This is a genomic window from Pseudomonas abietaniphila, assembly GCF_039697315.1.
Taxonomy (GTDB): Bacteria; Pseudomonadota; Gammaproteobacteria; order Pseudomonadales; family Pseudomonadaceae; genus Aquipseudomonas; species Aquipseudomonas abietaniphila_B.
The window spans coordinates 5,700,385-5,724,417 of sequence record NZ_CP155619.1 but is presented as its reverse complement, the minus strand read 5'-3'; the positions used below and the strand labels follow the sequence as shown (position 1 = coordinate 5,724,417).

At 59.8% G+C, this 24,033-nt stretch carries 26 protein-coding genes; 16 read left to right on the top strand and 10 right to left on the bottom strand.

Annotated features, from left to right (window positions below; all coding sequences use genetic code 11):
- The first annotated feature begins 79 nt into the window (after positions 1–79).
- Entirely contained in the window at positions 80–256 is a 177-nt protein-coding gene (locus tag ABDX87_RS25140) for a hypothetical protein (RefSeq protein ID WP_346830310.1), read from the top strand.
- A gap of 96 nt (positions 257–352) precedes the next feature.
- Here the strand turns inward: ABDX87_RS25140 and ABDX87_RS25135 are convergent, their stop codons facing one another.
- Positions 353–1,117, bottom strand: coding sequence for a TerC family protein (locus tag ABDX87_RS25135; protein WP_346830309.1), 765 nt, complete (start codon positions 1,115–1,117; stop codon positions 353–355).
- Positions 1,118–1,247: 130 nt separating this feature from the next.
- On the opposite strand from ABDX87_RS25135, the gene nhaR reads away from it, so the two are divergent.
- Complete coding sequence (gene nhaR, locus ABDX87_RS25130) at positions 1,248–2,144, top strand: transcriptional activator NhaR (RefSeq protein ID WP_346830308.1); 897 nt, start codon at positions 1,248–1,250, stop codon at positions 2,142–2,144.
- On the opposite strand, the gene ABDX87_RS25125 is transcribed toward nhaR, so the two are convergent.
- From ABDX87_RS25125 to ABDX87_RS25115, 3 genes are all read right to left on the bottom strand, one after another.
- A complete protein-coding gene (locus tag ABDX87_RS25125; RefSeq protein ID WP_346830307.1) occupies positions 2,145–3,302 on the bottom strand; it encodes an MFS transporter in 1,158 nt (385 codons plus the stop codon).
- Positions 3,302–3,427 carry a hypothetical protein gene (locus ABDX87_RS25120; protein ID WP_346830306.1) on the bottom strand — a complete coding sequence of 42 codons (126 nt, stop codon included), beginning with the start codon at positions 3,425–3,427 and terminating at the stop codon, positions 3,302–3,304. The genes ABDX87_RS25125 and ABDX87_RS25120 overlap by 1 nt, the downstream gene beginning before the upstream one ends.
- A 69-nt stretch (positions 3,428–3,496) precedes the next feature.
- The gene (locus ABDX87_RS25115) at positions 3,497–4,006 is read right to left on the bottom strand and encodes a DUF1993 domain-containing protein (protein WP_346830305.1); all 510 of its coding nucleotides are present in this window, start codon (positions 4,004–4,006) and stop codon (positions 3,497–3,499) included.
- A 119-nt stretch (positions 4,007–4,125) separates the two neighbouring features.
- Here ABDX87_RS25115 and ABDX87_RS25110 point away from each other — a divergent pair, with 119 nt between their 5' ends.
- The gene (locus ABDX87_RS25110; RefSeq protein WP_346830304.1) at positions 4,126–4,806 is read left to right on the top strand and encodes a YceH family protein; all 681 of its coding nucleotides are present in this window, start codon (positions 4,126–4,128) and stop codon (positions 4,804–4,806) included.
- A 29-nt stretch (positions 4,807–4,835) separates the two neighbouring features.
- Here ABDX87_RS25110 and ABDX87_RS25105 read toward each other — a convergent pair whose 3' ends face one another.
- Entirely contained in the window at positions 4,836–5,651 is an 816-nt protein-coding gene (locus ABDX87_RS25105; protein WP_346830303.1) for a shikimate 5-dehydrogenase, read from the bottom strand.
- A gap of 223 nt (positions 5,652–5,874) precedes the next feature.
- Here ABDX87_RS25105 and ABDX87_RS25100 point away from each other — a divergent pair, with 223 nt between their 5' ends.
- The 3 genes from ABDX87_RS25100 to ABDX87_RS25090 all read left to right on the top strand — a co-directional run bounded on the left by ABDX87_RS25100 (position 5,875) and on the right by ABDX87_RS25090 (position 7,114).
- Entirely contained in the window at positions 5,875–6,240 is a 366-nt protein-coding gene (locus ABDX87_RS25100; RefSeq protein WP_346830302.1) for a hypothetical protein, read from the top strand.
- A gap of 287 nt (positions 6,241–6,527) precedes the next feature.
- Positions 6,528–6,722 (top strand): hypothetical protein, encoded by a 195-nt coding sequence (locus tag ABDX87_RS25095; RefSeq protein WP_074753309.1) that lies wholly within the window; start codon positions 6,528–6,530, stop codon positions 6,720–6,722.
- 209 nt (positions 6,723–6,931) lie between these two features.
- Positions 6,932–7,114, top strand: coding sequence for a hypothetical protein (locus tag ABDX87_RS25090; RefSeq protein WP_081567013.1), 183 nt, complete (start codon positions 6,932–6,934; stop codon positions 7,112–7,114).
- Between the two features lie 99 nt (positions 7,115–7,213).
- On the opposite strand, the gene ABDX87_RS25085 is transcribed toward ABDX87_RS25090, so the two are convergent.
- Positions 7,214–7,774, bottom strand: coding sequence for a hypothetical protein (locus tag ABDX87_RS25085; protein ID WP_346830301.1), 561 nt, complete (start codon positions 7,772–7,774; stop codon positions 7,214–7,216).
- 283 nt (positions 7,775–8,057) lie between these two features.
- Here ABDX87_RS25085 and pbpG point away from each other — a divergent pair, with 283 nt between their 5' ends.
- Positions 8,058–8,993 (top strand): D-alanyl-D-alanine endopeptidase, encoded by a 936-nt coding sequence (gene pbpG, locus ABDX87_RS25080; RefSeq protein ID WP_431061180.1) that lies wholly within the window; start codon positions 8,058–8,060, stop codon positions 8,991–8,993.
- 23 nt (positions 8,994–9,016) lie between these two features.
- On the opposite strand, the gene ABDX87_RS25075 is transcribed toward pbpG, so the two are convergent.
- Both ABDX87_RS25075 and ABDX87_RS25070 read right to left on the bottom strand, forming a co-directional pair.
- The gene (locus ABDX87_RS25075; RefSeq protein ID WP_346830299.1) at positions 9,017–9,949 is read right to left on the bottom strand and encodes a magnesium transporter CorA family protein; all 933 of its coding nucleotides are present in this window, start codon (positions 9,947–9,949) and stop codon (positions 9,017–9,019) included.
- Positions 9,950–9,953: 4 nt separating this feature from the next.
- Positions 9,954–11,534, bottom strand: a complete 1,581-nt coding sequence (locus ABDX87_RS25070; RefSeq protein WP_431061179.1) for a RimK family protein — start codon at positions 11,532–11,534, stop codon at positions 9,954–9,956.
- A 90-nt stretch (positions 11,535–11,624) separates the two neighbouring features.
- On the opposite strand from ABDX87_RS25070, the gene ABDX87_RS25065 reads away from it, so the two are divergent.
- Together ABDX87_RS25065 and ABDX87_RS25060 are read left to right on the top strand one after the other, a co-directional pair.
- Positions 11,625–12,734: a GNAT family N-acetyltransferase/peptidase C39 family protein gene (locus ABDX87_RS25065; protein WP_346830298.1), complete on the top strand. Its 1,110-nt coding sequence runs from the start codon at positions 11,625–11,627 to the stop codon at positions 12,732–12,734.
- A gap of 362 nt (positions 12,735–13,096) precedes the next feature.
- Positions 13,097–13,555, top strand: a complete 459-nt coding sequence (locus ABDX87_RS25060) for a DUF2214 family protein (RefSeq protein ID WP_346830297.1) — start codon at positions 13,097–13,099, stop codon at positions 13,553–13,555.
- 264 nt (positions 13,556–13,819) lie between these two features.
- Here the strand turns inward: ABDX87_RS25060 and ABDX87_RS25055 are convergent, their stop codons facing one another.
- Complete coding sequence (locus tag ABDX87_RS25055; protein ID WP_431061278.1) at positions 13,820–15,076, bottom strand: Nramp family divalent metal transporter; 1,257 nt, start codon at positions 15,074–15,076, stop codon at positions 13,820–13,822.
- 178 nt (positions 15,077–15,254) lie between these two features.
- On the opposite strand from ABDX87_RS25055, the gene ABDX87_RS25050 reads away from it, so the two are divergent.
- Both ABDX87_RS25050 and ABDX87_RS25045 read left to right on the top strand, forming a co-directional pair.
- Positions 15,255–16,700 (top strand): MFS transporter, encoded by a 1,446-nt coding sequence (locus tag ABDX87_RS25050; RefSeq protein ID WP_346830295.1) that lies wholly within the window; start codon positions 15,255–15,257, stop codon positions 16,698–16,700.
- A gap of 75 nt (positions 16,701–16,775) precedes the next feature.
- Positions 16,776–16,964 (top strand): hypothetical protein, encoded by a 189-nt coding sequence (locus ABDX87_RS25045; RefSeq protein WP_346830294.1) that lies wholly within the window; start codon positions 16,776–16,778, stop codon positions 16,962–16,964.
- 339 nt (positions 16,965–17,303) lie between these two features.
- On the opposite strand, the gene norR is transcribed toward ABDX87_RS25045, so the two are convergent.
- Positions 17,304–18,863 carry a nitric oxide reductase transcriptional regulator NorR gene (gene norR / locus ABDX87_RS25040; protein WP_346830293.1) on the bottom strand — a complete coding sequence of 520 codons (1,560 nt, stop codon included), beginning with the start codon at positions 18,861–18,863 and terminating at the stop codon, positions 17,304–17,306.
- Positions 18,864–19,079: 216 nt separating this feature from the next.
- Between norR and ABDX87_RS25035 the strand changes: the two genes are divergently transcribed.
- The 5 genes from ABDX87_RS25035 to ABDX87_RS25015 all read left to right on the top strand — a co-directional run bounded on the left by ABDX87_RS25035 (position 19,080) and on the right by ABDX87_RS25015 (position 24,032).
- Positions 19,080–19,334, top strand: coding sequence for a transmembrane sensor/regulator PpyR (locus ABDX87_RS25035; protein ID WP_346830292.1), 255 nt, complete (start codon positions 19,080–19,082; stop codon positions 19,332–19,334).
- 189 nt (positions 19,335–19,523) lie between these two features.
- The gene (locus tag ABDX87_RS25030; protein WP_346830291.1) at positions 19,524–20,975 is read left to right on the top strand and encodes a UbiA family prenyltransferase; all 1,452 of its coding nucleotides are present in this window, start codon (positions 19,524–19,526) and stop codon (positions 20,973–20,975) included.
- Positions 20,972–22,288 carry an FAD-binding oxidoreductase gene (locus ABDX87_RS25025; RefSeq protein WP_346830290.1) on the top strand — a complete coding sequence of 439 codons (1,317 nt, stop codon included), beginning with the start codon at positions 20,972–20,974 and terminating at the stop codon, positions 22,286–22,288. Before ABDX87_RS25030 ends, ABDX87_RS25025 begins: the two co-directional genes overlap by 4 nt.
- A complete protein-coding gene (locus ABDX87_RS25020; protein ID WP_346830289.1) occupies positions 22,285–23,037 on the top strand; it encodes an SDR family oxidoreductase in 753 nt (250 codons plus the stop codon). Before ABDX87_RS25025 ends, ABDX87_RS25020 begins: the two co-directional genes overlap by 4 nt.
- The gene (locus ABDX87_RS25015; RefSeq protein ID WP_346830288.1) at positions 23,034–24,032 is read left to right on the top strand and encodes a lysylphosphatidylglycerol synthase transmembrane domain-containing protein; all 999 of its coding nucleotides are present in this window, start codon (positions 23,034–23,036) and stop codon (positions 24,030–24,032) included. The genes ABDX87_RS25020 and ABDX87_RS25015 overlap by 4 nt, the downstream gene beginning before the upstream one ends.
- Position 24,033 lies beyond the last annotated feature (1 nt).

The following is a 24,033-nucleotide window of genomic DNA, read 5'->3' as shown; positions in this document are numbered from 1 at the left end:
ATCGGTCAATTTTCAGCAACAACCGGCGTACTAGACTGTCGGTTACAAAGAGACGAAAGCGAAGAAGCCGGAGGAACCCATGAGCCTCGGAATGACCCTTGTGATGTTGATCGTTGGCTGGCTGGCGGTTGCCGCAGCCATGCTATGGGGTGTGCTGCGAATTTCCCGTCGCCACCATCCGCACTACCGGAGCGCTGACACAGCAAAGGCGGCACCGGTTGTAGCGTCCAAACACCGTCATGCCGCCGCGCACTGACCAAGATTGAACCTTCAGGATCAGCCCTTAAAACGCAGCAAAAAAAACGGTCGGTGATGAACCTCATCCCCGACCGTTTTTCATTCCAGCCTGCCGTCAAGCTTTCTCTGCCTGAGCTTCGGCTTCGAGGCGCCTTTGTCTGGCGCGTCGAGCCAACATGTTCAGGCCCTCGATCAAGGCCGAGAACGCCATGGCGGTGTACACATAGCCTTTAGGAACATGGGCGCCAAAGCCCTCGGCGATCAGCGTCATGCCGATCATGATCAGGAAGCCGAGCGCCAACATGACCACAGTCGGGTTGTCGTTGATGAACTTCGCCAACGGCTCCGAGGCCACCAGCATCACGATCACGGCGGAGATCACGGCGATGATCATGATCGGCAAGTGTTCGGTCATGCCCACGGCGGTGACGATACTGTCGATGGAGAACACCAGGTCCAGCATCAGGATCTGACCGATTGCGGCGGCCATGCCCATGACGACGGTGTTGGACATCGCCTTCTCTTCTTCGCTCTTGATGTCGACGCTGTGGTGGATCTCGGTCGTCGCCTTCCACACCAGGAACAGACCACCGGCGATCAGGATCATGTCTTTCCAGGAGAACATCTGGCCGAACACTTCAATCACGGGCTCGGTCAACTGAACGATCCACGCCACAGTGGTCAGCAAACCCAGACGCAGGATCAACGCCATGCTGATACCGATACGACGCGCCTTGGTGCGTTGATGGACCGGCAACTTGTTGGTGAGGATCGAGATAAAGATCAGGTTGTCGATACCCAGCACGATTTCCATGACCACCAGGGTCGCCAAGGCCACCCACGCCGTGGGGCTGGCCGCCAATTGCAGAAGATATTCCATATACCGGTTGTCCAGGTTCTGTTGGAGGAGATAAGCCGGCAGTTTAGAGAGACAAACACTTCAGTAAAATTCGTATTTTTAAGGCGTATACTTCGTTTTTTACGAAGTATCCAACGTTCAGAGACAACAGATGCTCAATTACCGACAGCTGCATTACTTCTGGGTGGTCGCCAAAACCGGCAGCATCGTGCGGGCATGCGAGCAGTTGAACCTGACGCCGCAGACCGTCAGTGGACAGATCAGCCTGCTGGAACAGACCTACGGCGTAGAGTTGTTCAAGCGCGTCGGGCGTCAGCTGGAGCTGACTGAAACCGGTCGCACCGCCCTGCCCTATGCCGAGCAGATGTTTCAACTGGGCGGGGATCTCGAGGCCTTGCTGCGCGCACAGCCGGAAGAGCAGCAGATCCTGTTTCGCGTAGGCGTCGCTGATGTCGTGCCCAAGTCGATCGTCTATCGCCTGATCGCGCCGACGATGGCGCTGAGCGAACCGATACGCATCACCTGCCGGGAGGATCAGCTCGAACGCCTGCTGGCGGACCTGGCGATCCAGCGCCTGGACCTGGTGATTTCCGACAGCCCCATGCCTTCACACCTGGACATCAAAGGGTACAGCCAGAAGCTGGGGGAATGTGGCGTCAGCTTTTTCGCGACACGAGCCTTGGCAGCGACGTATGGCAAGGATTTCCCCCATGGCATGCAGGGTGCCCCGCTCCTGATTCCCGGCCAGCAAACGGTCGTGCGCAGTCGTTTGATGCGCTGGTTCGCCGAGCAGAATGTGCAGCCGAAGATCGTTGGCGAGTTCGACGACAGCGCCTTGATGAAGGCATTCGGCAAGTCGGGCAGCGGCATTTTCATTGCGCCGAGCGTGATAGCCGATGAAGTGATGGAGCAGTACGACGTCGAGCTGATTGGTCAGACCGACGCCGTGACCGAGTCGTTTTACGCGATCTCGGTCGAGCGCAAGGTCAAGCACCCCGGCATCGTCGCCATCACCGAGGGTGCCCGGCGCCAGCTGTTCACCGACTGATCAGGCGCCGCAGTCAGCGGCGCGTGGCTTGGCGGTCATCAACAGCAACGCCAGCAGGATCGACAACAGAATGATCCCCGCCGCCGCGAAGCCCAGACTGGCCAGGCCAAGGTGATCGATGACCCGACCGCCGATGATCGCGCCAATGCCGATGCCCAGGTTGGCCCCGGCAATGTTCAGCGAAGCGGCAAAGGCCGGAGCCTGTGGCGCTGCCTTCATCAAGCGCACATGGCTGACGAGGAACAAGGCGGCCTGGGTCACGCCCCATACCGCGAGGGCCAGGGCCAGCGCCGGAAGCGAATGCATGCTCGGCACCACCATGACCATCCCGCCAATCATGAACGTGCAAAACGTCAGACTGGCAATCAGCGGATGGCGATCCACCAAACGTCCACCCAGCGAGTTACCCAACAAACCGACTGCACCGAAGCCCATCAGGCACCAGCCGACGACGGTGCCATTGAAACCGGCCAGACGCTCGAGCATGTCCGCCAGATAGGTGTACGCGGTGAACATGCCGCTGAACACCAACACCGATAACAGGACGTGGCCCTGCATGACCGGGCTGCGCAGGATCCGGAACTGGCTGCGAAAGGATGCCTGATCCTTGTGCACGCTCTGCGGCAGATAGATAAACAACAGCAGGGCCTTGGCGAAAGCCACGACCGACAGAATCGCAAATGCACTGCGCCAGCCGAACGCGTCGGAAATCAGCGTACCGACCGGGATGCCGAATACCGTGGCACAGACGATGCCGAAGCCGATCTTGGCAATTGCGCGTCCGGCGTGATCCGGTCCGACGATATCAACCGCGGTCTCGCTGGCCAGCGCCCAGAACACCGGCAAACCAAGCGCCGGTATCAACCGCGCTATCGCCATCACACCGATGTTCGGCGCCATTGCCGCCACCGCGTTGGCGACCCCGAACATGATCAGCACCGAAATAAACAGGCGCCTGCGCTCGAAGCGCGAGAAGTACGCGGTCAGGAACGGACCGAAACAGGCCACGGTGAAGGCGAACAAAGTGACCAGCAGGCCGGCCTGGGGGATCGTGACGGCCAGATCGCGCGCGATGGCCGGCAACAGACCGACAATGACGAACTCCGTGGTCAGCACCGTGAACCCGGCAGCCGACAACAGATAGATGGGGAAAAACATTAAAACTCCAGAACGACAAAACGACCCGTCAGTGAAGAGAGGTCGGTCAGGGTGACAATAAGCGGAACGCGGATGGTATCAGAGACCGGCACACGGAGGGCCGGCGAATCCAGAGCAATGAGCATAACCGCCGCCTGAGAGGTTCAGACGGCGGCGCAGTTCAGACGTTCAGTCCGGCCTGCCTGGACAGCAGGTCAGAACGTGCCCATGTAATCACGTTTGCCGACTTCAACGCCGTTGTGGCGCAGCAGGTCGTAGGCGGTGGTGACGTGGAAGAAGAACTGCGGCAGGGAGTAATGCAGCAGGTAGTTCTGGGTGCTCAGACGCTTTTCCTTGTCGGTGCCCGGACGCAGAACGATTTCGCGCTCTTCGTGACCGTTCACCTGATCAGGCGTGATGGTGTCAAGAAACGCCAGGACTTTGGACAGCAGCGCCTGCAGGTCGGCAAAGGTGGTTTCGGTGTCTTCATACTTCGGCATTTCAACGCCAGCCAGACGTGCGCCTGCACCTTTGGCGAAATCGACGGCGATCTGCACCTGGCGAACCAGCTGGAACATGTCCGGGAACAGGCGTGCCTGCAGCAGCGCGTCTGGCTGGATGTTTTTGGCCGTGGCGTGGGCTTCACCCTTGGCCAGGACAGCACCCAGCGCGGTCAGCATTTGCTTGAAGACAGGAATCGAAGCGGCGTACAGGGAAATAGTCATGGGCAGTTCCTGATAGAAAGAATCGCATTGAAAGGCATGCCGAGCATGCGAACGCGGCTTGTCTTTTACCTCATCCAGCCCCTACCCTCATAGCCTTTTTAACGCTTAGGGAAAGGGCCATGTCGACCGAGCCGGATTTTGAGAGCAACGCCGAGAACACCGCCGAAGGTTCAGAAACGCTGAAACTGAACAGCACCGAAGTACGCATTCTGGGTTGCCTCATCGAAAAACAGGCGACCAATCCCGAAACGTACCCGCTGACGCTCAACGCACTGGTGCTGGCCTGCAATCAGAAAACCAGCCGCGAACCGGTGATGAACCTTACGCCCGGCCAGGTCGGCCAGAGCTTGCGCGCGCTGGAAAGCCAGCAGTTGACTCGCCTGGTCATGGGCAGCCGCGCCGACCGTTGGGAGCACCGGGTCGACAAAACCCTGGAGCTGGTGCCCGCGCAGGTCATTCTCACCGGGTTGCTGCTGTTACGTGGCCCGCAGACGGTCCATGAGCTGCTGACGCGCAGCAACCGCATGCATGATTTCGAGGACACCGATGCGGTCATTCATCAGCTGGAACGCCTGATCGGTCGCGGCCTGGCGGTCTTGATCCCGAAACAGGCCGGGCAGCGCGAAGACCGTTACATGCACGCGCTCGGGGATCCGGCCGACATGGAGGTCATTCTGGCTGCACGCCACAACCCGCCCGAGCGCTCAAGCGGTGGCGGCTCGGCGCTGGCGGACAGGGTGGAAGAACTGGAAGGCAGGATTGCAGCGCTGGAAGAGCGTTTGGCCAAACTCGAAGGCTGATCGCGCAACCGCTCGTCAGGCAGCGCGGGTCAGACGCCCCGCGCAAACGCTGCAGCCGCTTGGTACTGCTCCTGCGTCGGTGTCACGCCGGTGTAAAGAATGAATTGCTCCAGCGCCTGGATGGCCGCCACCTGATCGCCCGTGATCAAACGCTTGCCGTACCGTTCGGCGTGGCGGATGAAGGGCGTACGCGCAGGCGTCGCCACCACGTCGAATGCCGTATCGGCGGCTTCGATGGCCGCCGCCTCGAACGCCAGTGTGTCGGCCTGATCGCCGGCCATTCCCAGCGGCGTGACGTTGACCAGCAGCGGTGGCCGTTCACTGCCCAGATCGGCTTGCCACTCAAACCCGCAGGTTTGCGCCAACGCCCGGCCCGCCTGTTCATTACGGGCTACGATCAGCCCGTCGCTGAACCCGGCATCGCGCATGGCGCACGCCACCGCCTTGGCCATCCCGCCGCTGCCGCGCAGTGCAAACCGCGTGCGTGGCACGTTGTGGGTCTCGATGAGTTGCGCGACGGCGATGTAGTCCGTGTTGTACGCCTTTAAATGACCGTCGGTGTTCACGATGGTGTTGATCGAGTCGATGGCAGCCGCTGACGCGTCCAGTTCGTCGACCAAGGCAATGCTCGCTTCCTTGAAGGGCATGGAAACCCCGCACCCGCGAATACCTAACGAACGCATGCCGCCAATGGCGGCGGGCAGGTCGGTGGGAGAAAAAGCCTTGTAATAAAAATTCAGGCCCAACTGTTGATACAGATGGTTATGAAAGCGCACACCGAAGTTGCCCGGTCGGCCAGCGAGCGACATACACAACAGCGTTTCCTTGCTTGCAGTAACGGACATGAAATCTCCTGAACGGTATTAGGTAACGCCTTGAGAAAGGCGTAGAATTCAGTTGCTTGCGCCTGTCAACGCAGCAATTGTCATCATAGTTATCGAATACCTTACACAAAATTTACGCAACGGCTTCGCAGATATTCCGGAATTCGTTGTCTGAGTAGTTATCCCGTGGCAGTGCCTGAGCGTAACGCAGGCTCGCGACAACGGGACTGATCGAGGATTAGTCATGATTCGTCACATCCCCAAGGTTGCCTTGTTGTTAGGTGCCCTCGCCCTCGCAGGTCAGGCTGAAGCCCATGGCGGCGGCCCGGGCTGGGGTGGAGCGGCAGTCATTGGCGCAGTCGTCGGCGGTGTAGTGGGCGCGGCAGTGGCTTCCGGTCCTGTCTATGCGGCGCCTGCCCCTGTATATGCCGCGCCCGCACCTGTATACGCGGCGCCGGCACCTGTCTATTACGCGCCGCCGCCACCGCCTGTTTATTACCAGCCAGCCTACGTCGTTGAGCGTCCGGTTGTGTACGGCCCTCGTTACTATGGCCCACCCCGCTACTACGGCCCACCGCATGGTTATTATCACGGCGGCGGTCGCTGGTAACAGCGCACCCGCAATGACAGTTGCCGGTCGCCGATCGGCAGTCACCTGAATACCCGACCCCGCTCAACAGGCGGGGTTGTTATTTTCTGCGCAAAGTGTTTTGCGCTTGTTCGCCTGCTTGAAGTCATCGAGATGAAAGTTCTTTCATCTCGCGGACAGCTGACGATGTGCTCACTGCGATAAAACAGGTCGCGACCAGAACAGTGCTGATCGATCGGGATGCTCATACTCGGCACAGTTGCACTTACTGCAGCCATTGGGTCAGTCATCAATAAGAAGGGATGTCCATGCCGACACAAAACCCGCATCGCGCCACCGGACTCTGCACCTCCAGCAAAGTCTACAACGCCCTCACCGAACTCAAGAGTCTGGAAGGCCACCGCACCGCCAAGTTTGTGTCCTTGCTGACGCAGAATCTGGTCGAGAAAGGCCTGCTGTCCGAATCTGAAGTGATCGCCATGCTGGATCAGGTCGTTGACTGACCGGGTGACACGGTCACCGTCGAGCTAATCGTCAGCACAGGCTTTTTCTGAAGTCGGCGCCACGCGACCGTGTGACGGTTCGCACGCCCTTACGCTTCCTCCTCCCAAAAATCTGACCTCCGGCGCATCAATGACGACTATCGAGAGCAGTGATTTCTGCTCGTTGTCATCGCGCCGTAAAGTAGCCCCATAGATTGATGGAGGCACTTATGACCAAGGTTCAAATCATGTCGGTAGTTGGCAGCGCAGTTCCCGCACAGCTTCGTGAGCGCGGTCTGCTGGCCTGCTGGTACCTGATGCAGAACGGCGAGCCCGTCAGTGGTCCACTCCTGTCCTTGCCGGCCGCCCAGGCGCTGTCGCAGCAGATGGAAACCCGCAAGCTCAACAGCTGAAACCGAATTCGCTCTTCCCTGAAATCGTGCGTTGCTCCGCACTTCCCTTTAGCCCGCATCCCCTGACGCGGGCTTTTTTTTGCCCTTGATTTGACGCCCTCAGATTCTCTCGGCCTGAGTGGCATTGACCTGGCAACGGTGTGCCAACTTCTGCAGGCGTTTTTCCAGAGCGCCCAGCACGACCCGGTCGGAACGGCCGCTTTCCATCTCTTCGATGATCTCGTTGGCCACCAGCCGCAGTTCGTGGGCAATGACCACGCGGTCGTCGTTCTGGTCCAGCTTGTGCGATTCGAACAGACGGTGCAGGTAATCCTCCAGCGTGCGTTGCAGGCGATGGCGGTCTGTTGCGCGCAGGTGAACGAGGTTGACCGTGATTTTGGCCAGCAGCTCATTGAGTTCGCCGCACAGGTACTGCATGCGCCGCGCGTATCCGGTTTCCCGGTCGCGTACCTGTTTTTGCTGAGCGGCCAGTTCCTGGCGACGTTGAATCGCCGGCACCGCCACCGCCATCATCAGCCCGACGATCAAACCGATCGCCTGGATCCAGCCCGCCCAGTCGGAAGGTCTCACGAACAGGCCAGTGACAAGCAAGAGCACCGCAACGATCGCCGCGATGAACACCAACGCGGCGTAATCCTTGCTGATAAACCCTTTGGGCATTGCGCAACTCCTAGGTCAAATGTGAGTGATGAGCATCAATGGCGTGGAATGCTAATCGGTGACCGGCTGCAGTGCCATGAATATCGAAGCAACCCGTTTAAATACAGGCTTTTTGGATCCTTAACCTGAACGAATGCCATACAACCTGCTTTTATTACTTAAACGTCCTGTGCGCCCCATCGACATACTCGGAAACATGCTCCTAAAATGCGCCGATCTTGTTGTCGCTCTTGATGAAACTGCGACCTTCCACATCGTTACCTCTTATAAGTGAGCTTTGCTCTTGAAAATTCGCGCATCCGTTATCGGCCTATTGTTTGCACTTACAGGCTCCGCACTTTCCACCAGTGCCCTTGCGAACGAACCCGCTGCTTTCAACCGTGACCCTGCCAATCTTCATCTGGCGTCCGGCAGCGCCATGATCACCGACCTGAAAACCGGCCAGGTGCTGTATTCGAGCAATCCGGACGTGATCGTGCCGATCGCCTCGGTGACCAAGCTGATGACCGCCATGGTCACGCTGGACGCCAAGCTGCCGATGGACGAGATGGTCAAGGTGGACATTTCGCAGACCGCCGAAATGAAAGGTGTGTTTTCCCGGGTCAAACTGGGCAGCGAACTCAACCGCCACGACATGCTGCTGATTACCCTTATGTCCTCGGAAAACCGTGCCGCGGCGAGCCTCGCCCACAGCTATCCGGGCGGCTATCCGGCGTTCATCAAGGCGATGAACGCCAAGGCCAAGGCGCTGGGCATGACCCACACCGTGTATATGGAGCCGACCGGCCTCTCGGTATTCAACGTGTCCACCGCTCGTGATCTGACCAAGCTGGCGCTGGCGGCACGCAGCTACCCGATGCTGAGCGAGCTGAGCACCACCCCGGAAAAAACCGTGACGTTCCGCAAGCCGACCTACAGCCTGGGTTTCAGCAACACCGACCATCTGGTCCGCAAATCCAACTGGGACATCAAGCTGACCAAAACCGGCTTCACCAATCAGGCGGGTCACTGCCTGGTACTGCTGACCAGCATGGCGAACCGTCAGGTGTCGGTGGTGATTCTCGACGCCTTCGGCAAGTTCACGCACTTCGCCGACGCCAGCCGCATGCGTCTGTGGATGGAAACCGGCAAGAGCGGCCCTGCGCCGGAAGTCGCGCTGCAGTACAAGAAGGAAAAGAACCTGGTGATGAAGCAGAAAGGGCTTCAGGCGTCGGACTGACCGCCTGAGCAAAAACGCGTCGCTCACGCCTTGCTGTTGGCCAATCGTTTGAGCACCACCACCATTGCCACGCCCAACCCGGCCATGCCCACCAGCAAGGCCGGGTAGCTGATCCACCAAGGGATCGGCGTGGTCATCATGCTGTACTCCGACATCCCGCCAATCCCCGCCAACAGGTTCAACGGCAAGAACACCACGTTGATCAACGTCAGCTTGCGCAGCAGGTTATTGGTGTTGTTGTTCACCAGATTGCCCCGCGCATCCATGAGGCTTGCGAACACCGTCGAGTAGATCTTCGCCTGCTTATGGCATTGCTCGTTCTCGATGATCATGTCCTCGATCAGGCTCAGCCGGTCGCTGGAGTACTGATGCTTGTGGGCATGATTACGCAGCCGGGTCAGCACCGAGCCGTTGCTGTCGATGGCGTTGATGTAATAGACCAGGCTTTCGCTGAGGTTGAACATCTGCACCAGATGGCGACTGTCCATCGAAGCATTGAACTGCTGTTGCAGTTCACGGGCGATCATCTTGATGACCTTCAGGTGTCCCAGGTAGTGGTGGATGTTGTGGAACAGCACTTCCAGCACCACATCCAGCGGCTCGCTCATGGGACGCGAATGCGTGAGATCGCTGATCTGCTTGTCATCCGCGCAGATCAACACCATGTGCTCCTGACTCAGTAACAGCCCGAACGACGAAACGTCGAAACAGAAGCTGTCCTGGCCCGAATAGTTTTCCGGGCGCTTCCAGATCATGAACAACGCGTTGGGGTGAAACTCGATGCGCGAGACTTCGTCAGGGTCCAGTGCCGACGCCAGCGCGTGATCATCGAGATGAAAACGCTCCAGCAGCATCGCCTTTTCCGCTGTGTCGGGATGACTGAACCATAGAACGCTTGCGTCCTGTTCAGCGCATTCGCGCAAGGTGCCCGCTTCGAGGCGGTGGTACTTGATCAAGGCCTCAGCTCGCCAGACCGCGACGCTTGACGTCCAGTCGGCGTATGAACTCTTCAAGGAGCAGCACGTACAGATCGTCCTGCAGCCAGGCGTCTTCGATGCCCGCATCCAGGTTAGGGTTGTCGTTGACCTCGATCACCACTACTCGATCCCCCGACTGTTTCAGGTCCACCCCGTACAGGCCGTCGCCAATGAGGTTGGCGGTCCTGACAGCCAGATCCACCACCGCTTTGGGCGCATCGTGAATGGCCAGTGTGCGGCATTCGCCGTTGATGTCGGCGGCTGTGGCCTTGTGGTTGTAGATTTGCCAATGCCCTTTGGACATGAAGTACTGGCAGGCAAAAATCGGCTTGCGGTTCAGTACCCCGATCCGCCAGTCGTACTCGGTGTACAGGTACTCCTGCGCCAGCAACAGCACTGAGTGCTCGAACAACGTGCTCGCTGCCTCCTGCATCTCCTGAGCGTTCTGCACCTTGATAACCCCTTTGGAGAAGCAGCCGTCGGGAATTTTCAGCACCAGCGGAAAGCCCAGGCGCCTCGCCACTTGCTCCAGTTCATCGGGTCGTTCCTTGTACAGCACCTCCGTTGCGGGCATGCCCAGGCCATGACGCTTGAGCAGGTCGGTCAAATACACCTTGTTGGTGCAGCGCAAGATCGAGGCCGGATCGTCCATCACCACAAGGCCTTCGCTTTCGGCTTTCTTGGCGAACCGGTAGGTGTGGTTGTCTACGCTGGTGGTTTCACGAATCAGCAATGCGTCGTACTCGGCGAGTCTGGAGTAATCCTTTTTCTCGATCAGCTCGACGTCGACGCCCAGTTGCTGGCCGACGCGGATGAAGTTCTCCAGGGCTGTCCGGTTGGAAGGCGGCAATGCCTCCTGGGGGTCGTGCAGGATCGCCAGGTCATAGCGAAACGTGCGGCGCGAACGTGGCTGGCGCCAGATCTTGCGGCTGAAGCTGTCCAGCGACTGGGCGAACTGGTCCTGCTGATGATCACGCAAGCGAGTCATGGACCCCGTCTTGATCCCTGCGATGTGCCAGCTGTCGCGCTTGCGAAATTCCACCAGCAAGATCGGTGCGGGAAAAGCTTCGAACACTTGTCTGGCCAGGTCCTGCAACGGGGCAAGGTCGGTCTGTCCGAAGTAAAGCGTCAGGGTGAAACCTTCAGTGTCATCGTAAGGGTGATCGCGCAGCGCGTGCTCCAGACGTTTATCCAGATCGTCCAGCGACAGGCTGTACAGGGATTTGCGCGTCAGCTCGCTGATGGTCTTCACCGACGGAATCACGTTGTGCCCCCGCGCTTCGGCCAGCAACGAGCAGTAATAACCATGCCCCAGGTAGCGATAGCTGCGACACAGATTGATCACCTGGACCCGTTTGCCGGCGGTGCTTTGCAACGGGTTTTCGAGATAGTCCTGCGCTGTGATGAGGTCTTCGCTGGGCAAGTAGGATGCCCAGTCCTCAAGACGCTCCACGACAATGAGCAATTGGCTCTGGCCAGTGATGGCACGCAGCGATTCAATATTAAAAGTTGCCGAACGTTGAGCGTGTGTTGATACTTCGGTCTTCACCGGCACCGCATTCATGAGTGGATCCTTCGGGAAACAAGTCCTTTCTATAAACCATGGCTTTGTAGAAATGTCCCGTTTCGTTACTCACTCTTTACGGTCGCCGACATGAACTTTATATATCGCCTCGCCCAACTGTCCGATGTAGACGAACTGTTGGCCCTGGAAAATCAGTGTTTTGAAACCGATCGGCTGAATGCGCGCAACTTTCAGTGGATGGTCAGTCGCGCCAATGCATGCCTGCTGGTGGCAAAAGCCGAGGATCGGCTGGCGGGTTACGCGCTGGTGCTGTTTCATCGCGGCACTTCGCTGGGCCGGCTGTACTCGCTGGCCATCAGTGAACACGCTCGTGGCCAGGGTTTGGGCCAGCAATTGCTCGAGCAGGCAGAACGTTGCGCGATGGACCGCGAGTGCGCTTATCTGCGCCTTGAGGTGCGGCCCGATAATCCGTCGGCGATCCGCCTGTACGAGCGCAACGGCTATCGCCTGTTCGATCACATCGACGACTACTACGCGGACCATGCTCCGGCACTGCGCTACGAAAAGCGCATCCGCGATTTCGCCGTGAGCGTTCCTCGCCAAGTGCCCTACTACGCGCAGACGCTGGATTTCAGTTGTGGGCCCGCGTGCCTGTTGATGGCCATGAAGGCCTTGCAGCCAGGGCGTTCCATGCAGCGCCATGAAGAGGTGCAGATCTGGCGAGAGGCCACAACCGTGTTCATGACCTCAGGCCATGGCGGCTGCAGCCCACAGGGGCTGGCGCTGGCGGCGCTACGCCGTGGCTTCGACGTCGGGCTGCAGGTGTCGGTCAAAGGCCCGCTGTTTTTGGCAGGCGTGCGCAGCGAGGAAAAACGCGAGGTCATGCGCCTGGTGCACGAGGAGTTCAGTCGCGAACTGGCAGACAGCCAGGTGCGCCATTTGGGCAGCACTGCACTCGACCTGCTGCACCTGCAAACGAGCCATGCGCTCGCGCTTGTCCTGATCAGCAGCTATCGGCTCACCCGTTCCAAGGCCCCGCACTGGGTGCTGGTCGCCGGCTGCGACGCCGACTTCGTGTACTTGCATGACCCTGACGTCGATCACAGTCAGCAACGTCTGGCGATGGATTGCCAATACATGCCGGTCAGCCATCAGGAGTTCGTGGGCATGAGTTGTTTCGGTGCAGACAAACTTCGCGCTGCGGTTGTTTTATATCCGCCCGATGCCAGGGTTGTATAAGTCGCGTCATGGTACTCATCACGCGCGTAAAGATACCGTCGTATTCATTGCGACGCAGAGTATTTAAGGGATCAATAGCGTCTCTGCCTGCGGGCGTCTTGATGGATTATCAACGTGGATAACTCAGTCATCGGTCTGATTATTGTTTCTGCAATATCGGTGTTTGGCATTTCCGCTTTTTACATCGACTTCGTGCACCCGAGCCGCAAGCGCAGTAGCGAAAAACATGAAAGATGACATCGATTTGCATCGGACCTTTTCAATAACGACGTCGTGAAGTCAGCAACAAGGCATAACGCCCACGACCCGCTAAGCTTGCTCTGTTGACGCTTGCTTTAGACATCGCTCGGGGGAGTTGAACCATGCTCATTAAATGGGTTGTGGCTGCGTTGCACTTGTTGGCTTTCGGCTTTGCGTTGGCGGCGGTTCTGGCGCGAGGGCGGGCGCTGCGGCGGCTGCGCACCGACGACCCGCGCTCTTTTCGAGATGTGTTCGTGGTCGACAACATCTGGGGGTTGTCGGCCGGGCTGCTGCTGATCACAGGTGCATTTCGGGCGTTTGGGGGACTGGAAAAAGGCTCGTTCTATTACCTGCATCAGCCGCTGTTTCACCTGAAAATGACGGCATTCGTCGCGATTCTCGCGCTGGAAGTAGTGCCGATGTTTGCTCTGATCAAATGGCGCATCGCATTCAAGCGCAACCAACCCATCGATACCTCCCGTTCACGGCGCTTCGCGCGCATCAGCCACATGGAAGCGGCATTGATGGTGATCATCGTCATCGCCGCGACGGGGATGGCGCGGGGGATTTTGTTGAGTTGAAGGTCGGGCACACCCTTTTTTGATCGTGCCCACGCTCTGCGTAGGCATGCAGCCTCTGACGCTCTGCGTCAACGCGCTTGGGACGCGGAGCGTCGGGATCGGCGTTACCACGCGGAGCGTGGGAACGATCAGGGCTAGAGGCCGGGCAAACTCTTTTGATCGTGCCCACGCTCTGCGTGGGCATGCAGACCCTGACGCTCTGCGTCAATGCGCCCAGGACGCGGAGCGTCGGGATAGGCGTTACCACGCGGAGCGTTGGAACGATCAGCTGATCCAGAAGAACATCAACGCCAGGTTGGCCGCCGAGATCAAGCCGAACAGTCCCCAGGCCAGCGTCTTGGTCACGGCGTTGTTGGCGAACGGGCCCATCAGTTGTTTGTCGCTGGTGAAGCGAATCAAGGGCCAGAGCGCAAATGGCAGTTGCAGGCTGAGCACGACCTGGCTGAGCACCAGCATCTTGCCCACCGCGCCGTCACCGAACCAGATGACGCCAATCAGCGCCGGGATCAATGCCAGTGCACGGGTGATCAAGCGGCGCTGCCAGCAGGGAATCTTGGCATTGAGAAAACCCTCAAGCACGACCTGACCGGCGATGGTGCCGGTAAAGGTCGAGCTTTGCCCCGCCGCCAGCAACGCGACACCAAACAGCACGCTGGCGAGTGCACCGCCCACCAGCGGGTCGAGCAGGTGGTAAGCGTCCTGGATTTCCACCACATCGGCATGGCCGGTGCCGTGGAACGCCGCAGCGGCGAGGATCAGGATCGCCGCATTGATCACAAGCGCCATGCTCAACGAAGCAATGGTGTCGACCCGCGCATAGCGGATCGCGCTGGCCTTGCTCTCCACCGATGTGCCGTTGACCCGGGTCTGCACCACCGATGAGTGCAGGTACAGGTTATGCGGCATGACGGTGGCGCCCAGAATACCGATGGCGATGTACAGCGGCTCTTGCTGGCTCAGCACGTCCCACGACGGCTTCAGGCCCGCGACGACGTCCGGCCAGAACGGTTTGATGAGCACCAGTTCGATGAAGAAGCAGGTGGCAATGGTCGCGATCAGGCCCAGCACGATCGCTTCCAGACGACGGAAGTTGGCGCCTTGCAGCGCAAGCACGATCACCGTGTCGAAGGCGGTCAACGCCACGCCCGTGGTAATCGACACCCCCAGCAGCAGATGAAACGCCAGCGCGGCGCCCAGCACTTCGGCAAGGTCGGTCGCCAGAATCGACAGTTCGGCCAGAATCCATTGCCCCATCCCGACCCGATGGCTGTAGCGCTCGGCGGACAGTTGGGCGAGGTCGCGGCCGGTGGCGATGCCCAGTCGCGAGCACAGGTTCTGCAGGACCATGCCCGACAGGCTGGCCAGCACCACGACGAACAGCAACGCATAACCGAAACGCGAGCCCGCCTCGATGGCCGTGGCCCAGTTGCCGGGGTCCATGTAGCCGATGGAGATCAGCAGGCCGGGGCCTACAAACAGCATCATTTTGCGCAGAAAGGACGCGTTGGCCGGGATGGCCACGCTGTCGGTCACGGCTGAGGGGCAGAACGGAGCGGTTGCGGTGGTCGGGAGTCTGTATTTCACGGGAGTCCGGCGAATGCTATTAATCAGCCACGGAGCTTAAACTCGCAGAAATGTTTTGTCTTGAATCTCTGTAAAAGCTCTAACATGCGTCGTCCCACGGATCTGGAAAACAATAATGTCCTCCCCGTCTCAAACCTTTGGCACCTCTGATGCCTCGCAACAGCCCACTGATGGCGTCGACCCGGTTCGCGCCGCGCTGATCTCCGCCCGCATCGACCGTCTGCCCGCCGTGGCGACGATCTGGAAGCTGGTGGCGCTGCTGTCCATTGGCGGCTTCTTCGAACTGTACGACCTGTTCCAGACCGCCTACATCAGCCCCGGTCTGATTCGCGCCGGTCTCTTTGCAACCGGTGCGCAAGGCGTATTCGGTTTCTCCGATCAGGCCGCATTCGCGTCGGCGACCTTTCTGGGGCTGTTCCTCGGCGCCAGCTTGCTCAGCCCGATTGCCGACCGCTTCGGTCGCCGCGCGATCTTCACCTTCGCGTTGATCTGGTACACCGTCGCCACCGTGCTGATGGGCATGCAGACCTCGGCGCTGGGGATCATCTGCATGCGTTTTCTGGTGGGCATCGGCCTGGGCATCGAACTTGTGACCATCGACGCCTACCTGTCGGAACTGGTACCCAAGCGCATGCGCAGTTCGGCGTTCGCGTTCGCCTTCTTCGTCCAGTTTCTGTCAGTGCCTTCGGTGGCGCTGATGTCCTGGTGGCTGGTGCCGCAAGACCCGTTTGGCATCGCCGGTTGGCGCTTCGTGGTGCTGGCCAGTGCGGTGTTTGCGCTGTTCATCTGGTGGTTGCGCTCGCGGCTGCCCGAGTCGCCCCGCTGGCTGGCTCAGCATGGGCGTTTTGCCGAAGCCGAAAAGATCATGGATGACCTCGAAGCACGCTGCGTGAAAGACCATGGCCAGGCGCTGGACGAACCGCAGACCCACAGCGTTGCGGTGGAAGGCAAAGGCCGCTTCGCCGACATCTGGCAGCCGCCCTATCGCCGCCGGGCCTTGATGCTGATCGTGTTCCATGTGTTCCAGGCCATCGGCTTCTTCGGCTTTGGTAACTGGCTGCCCGCGTTGCTCTCGGGGCAAGGCGTGAGCGTGACGCACAGCCTGGCGTACGCCTTCATCATTACCCTCGCCTACCCGCTGGGCCCGCTGCTGTTCGTGAAGTTCGCCAACCGCTTCGAGAACAAATGGCAAATCGTCGGCTCCGCCCTGGGCGCCATGGTCTTTGGCACCTTGTTCGCCCAGCAAAGCACCGCGGCCGGGCTGATTGTCTGCGGCGTGATGATCACGTTCTGCAACGCCTGGCTGAGCTTCGCGTACCACTCGTATCAGAGCGAGCTCTTTCCCACCAACATCCGCGCCCGCGCCGTGGGGTTCTGCTACTCGTTCAGTCGACTGTCGACCGTGTTCAGCAGCCTGCTGATCGGGCTGTTCCTCGACCATTTCGGCACGCCAGGGGTGCTGACGTTCATCGTCATCAGCATGCTGATCGTGATCATCACCATCGGCGCCTTCGGTCCACGGACGCGCAACCTGGCACTGGAAGACATTGCCCACCGCTGAGGCCTTTTATCCCACGACCTTGGCATCCATGTGCTTGACTCCTCCAACCACTGTCGCCTTTGGCTGGAGGAGATCATGAGCGGTTCACGCCCCGAAAACCCTGACGTAAACGCGCAAGACGTAACATTTCCGGAAACGGTTCCCGACCCTGTGGAGCCCGACTGCGACCCGGTCGACGAAGGCTGCAACCCCAAGACCGGCTTTGAACCCGGCACCGAAATGGTGCCGGAAAAAGGGGATTTCCATACCCGTCCGGAACGTTGACGGTTGTCAGCAGACTGATCTGTGGGAGTGAGCTTGCTCGCGAATGCGGCATGTCAGTCACTTTGATATCGACTGGCATTGCGCCTTCGTGAGCAAGCTCACTCCCACAGGTTCGGTGTTGCTAACAGAAATCCATGTTTCTGCCGCGTGTTCAATGCAATCGATATCCAGGTGTAAGCGTTCACGCTCACAGGCCCCACGTAGATCCCTGTAGGGGTGAGCTTGCTCACGAATGCGTAGCGCCAGTCACTATGAATGCGACTGACATGCCGCATTCGCGAGCAAGCTCACTCCTACAGGGATGGCATTCACTGCTGCAGCGTGTGAAAAATTGTCTACCTAGCGAATCCCCAACCGCTTCGCCAGCCGGCTGAGATTCGCCCGGTCCAGGTTCAACTCCCGGGCTACCTCGGCCCACTTGCCCTGATGGCGCGCCAACGCATCATTGATCACCACCGTCTGGAACGCATCGACGGTTTCTTTCAACCCTTCTCCCGGCTTGACCACAGGAGAGGCGCTGGCAAGCGCTGGCGGCGCGGTGGCTGGAATCTGCATGTCGTCCTCCAGTCCCAGCGCCTGAGGCTCGATGGTGAGGATTCGCGGCCTTTCAGGGTGACTCGACAGCGCCTTGAGCACTGCACGGCTGATCAGGTGTTCCAGCTCACGAACGTTGCCCGGCCATGGGTACGCCAGCAGCATCTTCTGCGCCTCGGCGCTCATGCGCAGGCTGCGCAGTCCCATCCGCGCGCGGTTTTCTTCCAGAAAGTAACCGGCCAACAACAAGGCATCGCGGCCCCGCTCGCGCAACGGAGGCACCACCAGCGGGTACACGCTCAAGCGGTGATAGAGGTCGGCACGAAAACGCCCGGCGCGGACTTCTTCGGCGAGGTCGCGGTTGGTCGCGGCGATGATGCGCACGTCAACATGGTGCTCCTGATCGGAACCGACGCGCTGCAATTGTCCGCTCTGCAAGACCCGCAGCAGTTTGGCCTGAACCGGCAGCGGCAACTCCCCCACTTCGTCCAGAAAAATAGAACCGCCATCGGCAAGTTCAAACTTGCCGCTTCGCCCACTCACGGCGCCCGAAAACGCGCCTTTGACGTGGCCGAACAGCTCGCTCTCGACCAGCATTTCGGGCAACGCGGCGCAGTTCAGGCTGATGAGGGGCTTCTGCGCACGTGGCGATTGCAGGTGAATGGCTTCGGCCACCAGCTCCTTACCGACGCCCGTTTCACCGGTGATCAGCACGGTCAGCGGGCTGTTGCCCACCAGCTGGATCTCTTGTTGCAGACGTTTATGCACCGCGCTTTGTCCGATCAGCTCTCGCGGCCCTCGCCCGCCCGCCGCTCGCTTGTAGACCTCTGCCAGTTGCCGCTGGTCCTCGAAACCGCGCGCCAACTGGTTGATGCGCTCGCTGGCCATCACCGTGGCTGCCGCCAGACTGGCAAACGCTTGCAGGTTGTCCAGATCGACGCTGCCAAAACTGGAGGGGTCCAGTGAGTCCAGCGTGATCAATCCCCACAACGTGTCCTGCACATACAGAGGACAGCCCAGACAGTCGTGCACTTCCAGATGCCCGTGCAGCCCGTCCACCAGCCCGTCATAAGGGTCCGGCAAGTCGCAGTCGGTGGAGAAACGCGTCGGCTGACGATTCTGCGCAATGATGTCCAGGCGCGGATGTTCGCCCAGACGAAAACGACGCCCCAGCGTGTCCGGGCTCAGGCCCTCCACCGACAGCGGCACGAACACATCGTCCTCAAGCTTGAGCAGGGCCACGGCATCGCACGGCAACAGCTGGCGCAATGAGCGCAACAGCCGGCGGTAGCGCTCGTCATCCGGGAGATCACGAGAGAGGTCGGCAACAAGCGGTACAAGCGCGAGCAACAGGGGATTGGTCATGCGGACTCCAGATGCAGCGATCCAGATGAGGAAGGCGAAAACGCGGTCATTATGACATCCGCGCAGGTTAAAACGACAGCGAGTATTAGAGGTCGTTTTGACTCACTGCACGCAACCTCATGATCTGCAAGCACACTAAAACTGGCATGGATACTGATACAGCTTGAGTAATGGCATCGGCAATGGCCATGCCTTCACTGAACAGGAGTTACCGCCATGTTTGATTTCTTCCTCCAACCCGCCAACGTCCTGCGCCTCTCCACCCGGGTTCTGCTGGTCGGCCTGGCCATGCTGCTGACGGGCATCGTCGGCGCCTACCTGCTGGATCTGCAGCTGAATCTGTTTGAGCTGATCAGTCTGCACGCCATGACCATCATCGGCCCGACCCTCATCAAGATCGGTTACGTCATGCGCCTGCTGTCGCAACACAATTTGCGCAAGGCCGGGTTTCAACCGGTTTACAGTCATTAGTTGGTCGCCAATTAATCGACGCCGAGTGTTTCAAAAGTGAAACCCTCATCGCGAAAAGTTTGTTCACCTGTGCGCCGTTTATTCTGACGCCAACGGCCCGCCGAGTATCGGCAAGCCATTTAATTTAAATGAAGTTGTGAAAAAACGTTTTTGTTTATAGTCGGATGGACTCGCTACGGAGCATTCGACATGGCAAGAATTCAGGGAAGAGTTCAAGAAACTTTCCCGCCCTTGGTAGTTGATCTGGATGGCACTCTGTTGCGTTCGGACCTGCTGATGGAAACGGCGATGGCCTTCGTCAGAAGCCAGCCGTTGAAGGTATACAAACTGCTGGGCTGGCTGCTCAAGGGCAAGGCTGCGCTCAAGGAAGGCCTGGCGCTGGAGACGCAGATCGATGTCGCCGTGCTGCCGTATGACCCGCAGATCATTGAACTGATCACTGCCGAAAAGGCCACCGGACGAATGATTGTGCTCGCCACGGCCAGCCATGTAAGCCTGGCGGAGCGTATTGCCGAGCATTTACAACTGTTCGATCTGGTATTGGCCTCCAACGCCAACCGTAACTTGTCCGGCAATAACAAACGCGACCTGTTAGTTGCGCATTATGGCGAGGGCGGCTTCGACTACATCGGCAACTCCAAAGATGATTTACCGATCTGGACGGTGTCTCGCCAGGCCTACGTGGTTAACCCGGATCCTGGCGTCGAGGGGCGCGTCAAGGCAATGGCTCAGGTCGAGCCGACCCTGCGCACCAACACGGCCAGCCTGCGCGACTGGCGCAGGGCGATGCGCTTGCACCAATGGCTGAAGAACGCCCTGATCTTCGTGCCCTTGCTCGCCTCTCATCGTTTCACCCAGTTCGACCTGATGCGGGATGGAGTGTTTGCCTTCTTCTGCTTCGGCCTCTGCGCCTCCAGCGTTTACATCCTCAACGACTTGCTGGACCTGTGCGACGACCGTCACCACAGGAGCAAATGCAATCGTCCTTTCGCCAGCGGCCGCCTGTCGATCAAGGCCGGGTTGATCGCCGTGCCCACGCTATTGCTCGCGGCATTCGGTGCAGCGCTGTTGCTTTTACCGTGGCAGTTCTCCGCCGTGATGGCGGCGTATTACGCTCTGACCCTCGCCTACTCCCTGCAACTCAAACGCCTGATGGCGGTAGACGTGATCGTACTTGCCATGTTGTACACCTCACGGATCATCGCCGGGGTGGCGGCATTCAACCTGACGCTGACCTTCTGGATCCTGGCGTTTTCGATGTTCATCTTCCTCAGCCTCGCCATGGTCAAACGCTACGCCGAATTACGCGATGCGCGGGTGCGCGAAGTCACCACCATGGCCCGCGGACGCGGCTACTACCCTGGCGATCTGGACATGATCGCCTCACTGGGTGCCTCGTCGGGTTATCTGGCGGTGATGGTACTGGCGCTGTACATCCAGGACGCCAAAACCACTGCCCTGTACGTCACCCCTCATGTCATCTGGCTGGCCTGCCCGCTTCTGCTGTTCTGGGTGACCCGCGTGTGGATGCTGACCCATCGCGGCCTGATGAACGAAGACCCGGTGGTGTTCGCGATTCGTGACCGCACCAGCCAGTTGATCGGCGCTGTCTTCCTCCTGATGTTCTGGATTGCCGCATGAGCGCACCGCTGTATTCCTGGGGACGGTTTCCCCACAATCCGCAGCGAGGCCACAGCTGCGTGTGGCTGGACGATCTGCCCGCGCATCTGGACAAGGTGATCGGCGAGCACAGCACCAGCCTGCCCTATGGCAACGGCCGCAGTTACGGTGACAGTTGCCTGGCCTCCAGTGATCAGGTGCTGCACATGCGCTCGCTGGATCGTCTGATCGAGGCGGATTGGGACAGCGGCGTGCTCAAGGTCGAGGCTGGCATCACGCTGGCCGACGTCCTGGCGGTTGCCATTCCTCGCGGCTGGTTCCTGCCGGTGACGCCGGGCACCCAGTACGCCACGGTCGGCGGCGCCATCGCCAACGATGTGCATGGCAAGAACCATCATGTGCGCGGCACCTTTGGCCGCCACGTTCGCAGCTTCGGGCTGTTGCGCCACGGGCAGCCGGAAATGGTCTGTTCGCCCAGCGTCAACGCATCGCTGTTTTCAGCGAGTATTGGCGGTCTTGGTCTGACCGGGATCATTCACTGGGCAGAACTCCAGTTGATGCCGATTCGCGCCAGCCAGATCGACACCACCACCGTGCGCTTCGCCCATCTGGCGGAGTTCTTCAGCCTGTCCGACGAACTCGACGACAAACACGAGTACAGCGTGGCGTGGGTCGACTGCCTGGCCAAAAGTGCCAACACCGGACGCGGGGTGTTCATCGTCGGTGATCACGCGCAATATGGCTCGCTTGAAGTCGGTCGGCGGCCGAAGCTCAGCATGCCGATCACCCCGCCGGTTTCGCTGATCAACAAACTTTCGCTTGGTGCCCTCAACAACCTGTATTGGCGTGTGCACCCGAGTCAACGAACCCTCGGACGCAGTGCCTATGAACCGTTTTTCTACCCGCTCGACCGGATCCTGCACTGGAACCGCATCTACGGTCGCCGGGGTTTTCAGCAGTATCAGTGCGTGATTCCGACGACCAATGCCGAGCCTGCAATGGGTGAACTGTTGCGGGCGATTGCCGATTCCGGGCAAGGCTCGTTTCTCGCCGTGCTCAAACGTTGCGGTGATGTGCGTTCGCCGGGCCTGTTGTCGTTCCCGATGCCGGGCACGTCACTGGCGCTGGACTTCCCGCAGAGCGAACACCTGGAAAACGTTGTATTCCCGCGTCTGGACGACATCGTCCGGGCTGCGGGAGGCCGCTTGTATCCGGCCAAGGATGCCCATATGAGCGGCGCGGACTTTCGTCAGGCGTACCCCGCCTGGGAGCGACTGGAAGCGCTGCGCGATCCCTCCCTGATGTCCCGTTTCTGGAGCCGCGTACTGTTATGAAAAACGCATCGAAAAAAGTGCTGATCATCGGCGCTACCTCGGCCATCGCCAGCGCCTGCGCCCGGTTGTGGGCCAGCGAAGGCAGCGATTTTTTCCTCGTCGCGCGCAACGTCGACAAACTGCAGCAGACCGCCGCCGACCTCAAGTCGCGCGGGGCGAAGAACGTGACCCTGCACGAGATGGACGCCAACGACATCGACGCTCACCCGCTGATGTTGGGACGATGCCTGACTGCCCTAGGTCAGATCGACATCGCCCTGATCGCCCACGGCACCCTGCCCGACCAAAAAGCCTGCGAACGCGACGTCAATCTCGCCTTGCGCGAGTTCGCCAACAATTGCACCTCGGTGATCGCCTTGTTGACCTGCCTGGCGATGCAGTTCGAAACCCAGCGTTGCGGCAGCCTGGCGATCATCTCGTCGGTGGCAGCAGACCGCGGACGGCCTTCGAACTACCTGTATGGCAGCGCCAAAGCCGCCGTGTCGACCTATTGCGAAGGCTTGCAGGCGCGGCTGTTCAAGGTCGGGGTTCACGTCACCACCATCAAACCGGGGTTCGTGGACACGCCGATGACTCAGGGCCTGTCGCTGCCCGCCGCGCTGCTCGCGCAACCGGCCCAAGTGGCGCAACGGATCGTCAAAGGCATCGCCAACAAAGTACCCACCCTTTACGCGCCGGGGTTCTGGGGCTTGATCATGCTGATCATTCGTTCGATCCCGCAACCGGTGTTCAAGAGGCTGAACCTGTGAACCCTGTTGCCTCACAGGAACAGCTGCACCTGTCCGGCTGGCGTTACCGCGCCGTGTTGCTGTCGGTGGTGGGGTCAGCGCTGGGTTACCTGGGCTTCTCGCTGTGGGGCGGATGGCATGCGGTCGGCGCGGCGGTGAGCGAAGTCGGTCTGGTCGGCATCGTCATCGCGCTTTTTATGTCCTCGGTCAACTACGGCCTGCGTTTCGTGCGCTGGCAGGCCTACCTCAAGGTGCTGGGTCACCCGATGCCCTGGCGCCCGAGCCTGAACATTTACCTCGCCGGATTCGCCTTGACCACCACCCCCGGCAAGGCCGGTGAAGCCCTGCGCGGCGTGCTGCTCAAGCGTTGGGGCGTGCCGTATCCGCAGAGCTTTGCGGCGTTTTTCAGCGAGCGACTGTCGGACCTGTTCGCGGTGGTGCTGCTGACGCTGTTCGGTTTGTCGCTGTACCCCGAAGCGCTGCCCATGATCGTGGTCGGCGTCGCACTGGTGATGGTCGGTTTGCTGGTGCTGTCGCAGCGTCGTTTGCTCGAACGCCTGACGCTGATGGTGCCGACCGAAGGCGGCAGAGTCATCGGGTTGCTGCGGCACCTGCTAGAGGTGTTGCTGCACGCCCAACAGTGTCATCGCCTGCGCCTGATGCTCGGCCTGACGATCCTCAGCGTGATCGCCTGGAGCGCCGAAGCACTGGCCTTCGACTGGATTTTGAAGTGGATGGGCGCCGACATTCCGCTGACCTTCGCGGTGTTCGTGTACGCCCTCGCGATGCTGGCTGGCGCGGTGAGTTTCATGCCCGGCGGCCTCGGCGGCGCAGAAGCGGTGATGGTCGGCCTGCTGGTCTGGAAAGGCATGAACAGCGCCGACGCGGTGGCGGCCACGGTGCTGATTCGCCTGGCCACGCTGTGGTTCGCCGTGGCCATTGGCGCGCTGATGTTGTTCAGGCTCAACGGCGAAAGAACGCCCGAAGGCCAACCGGTTCAATCACACGATTCATAGC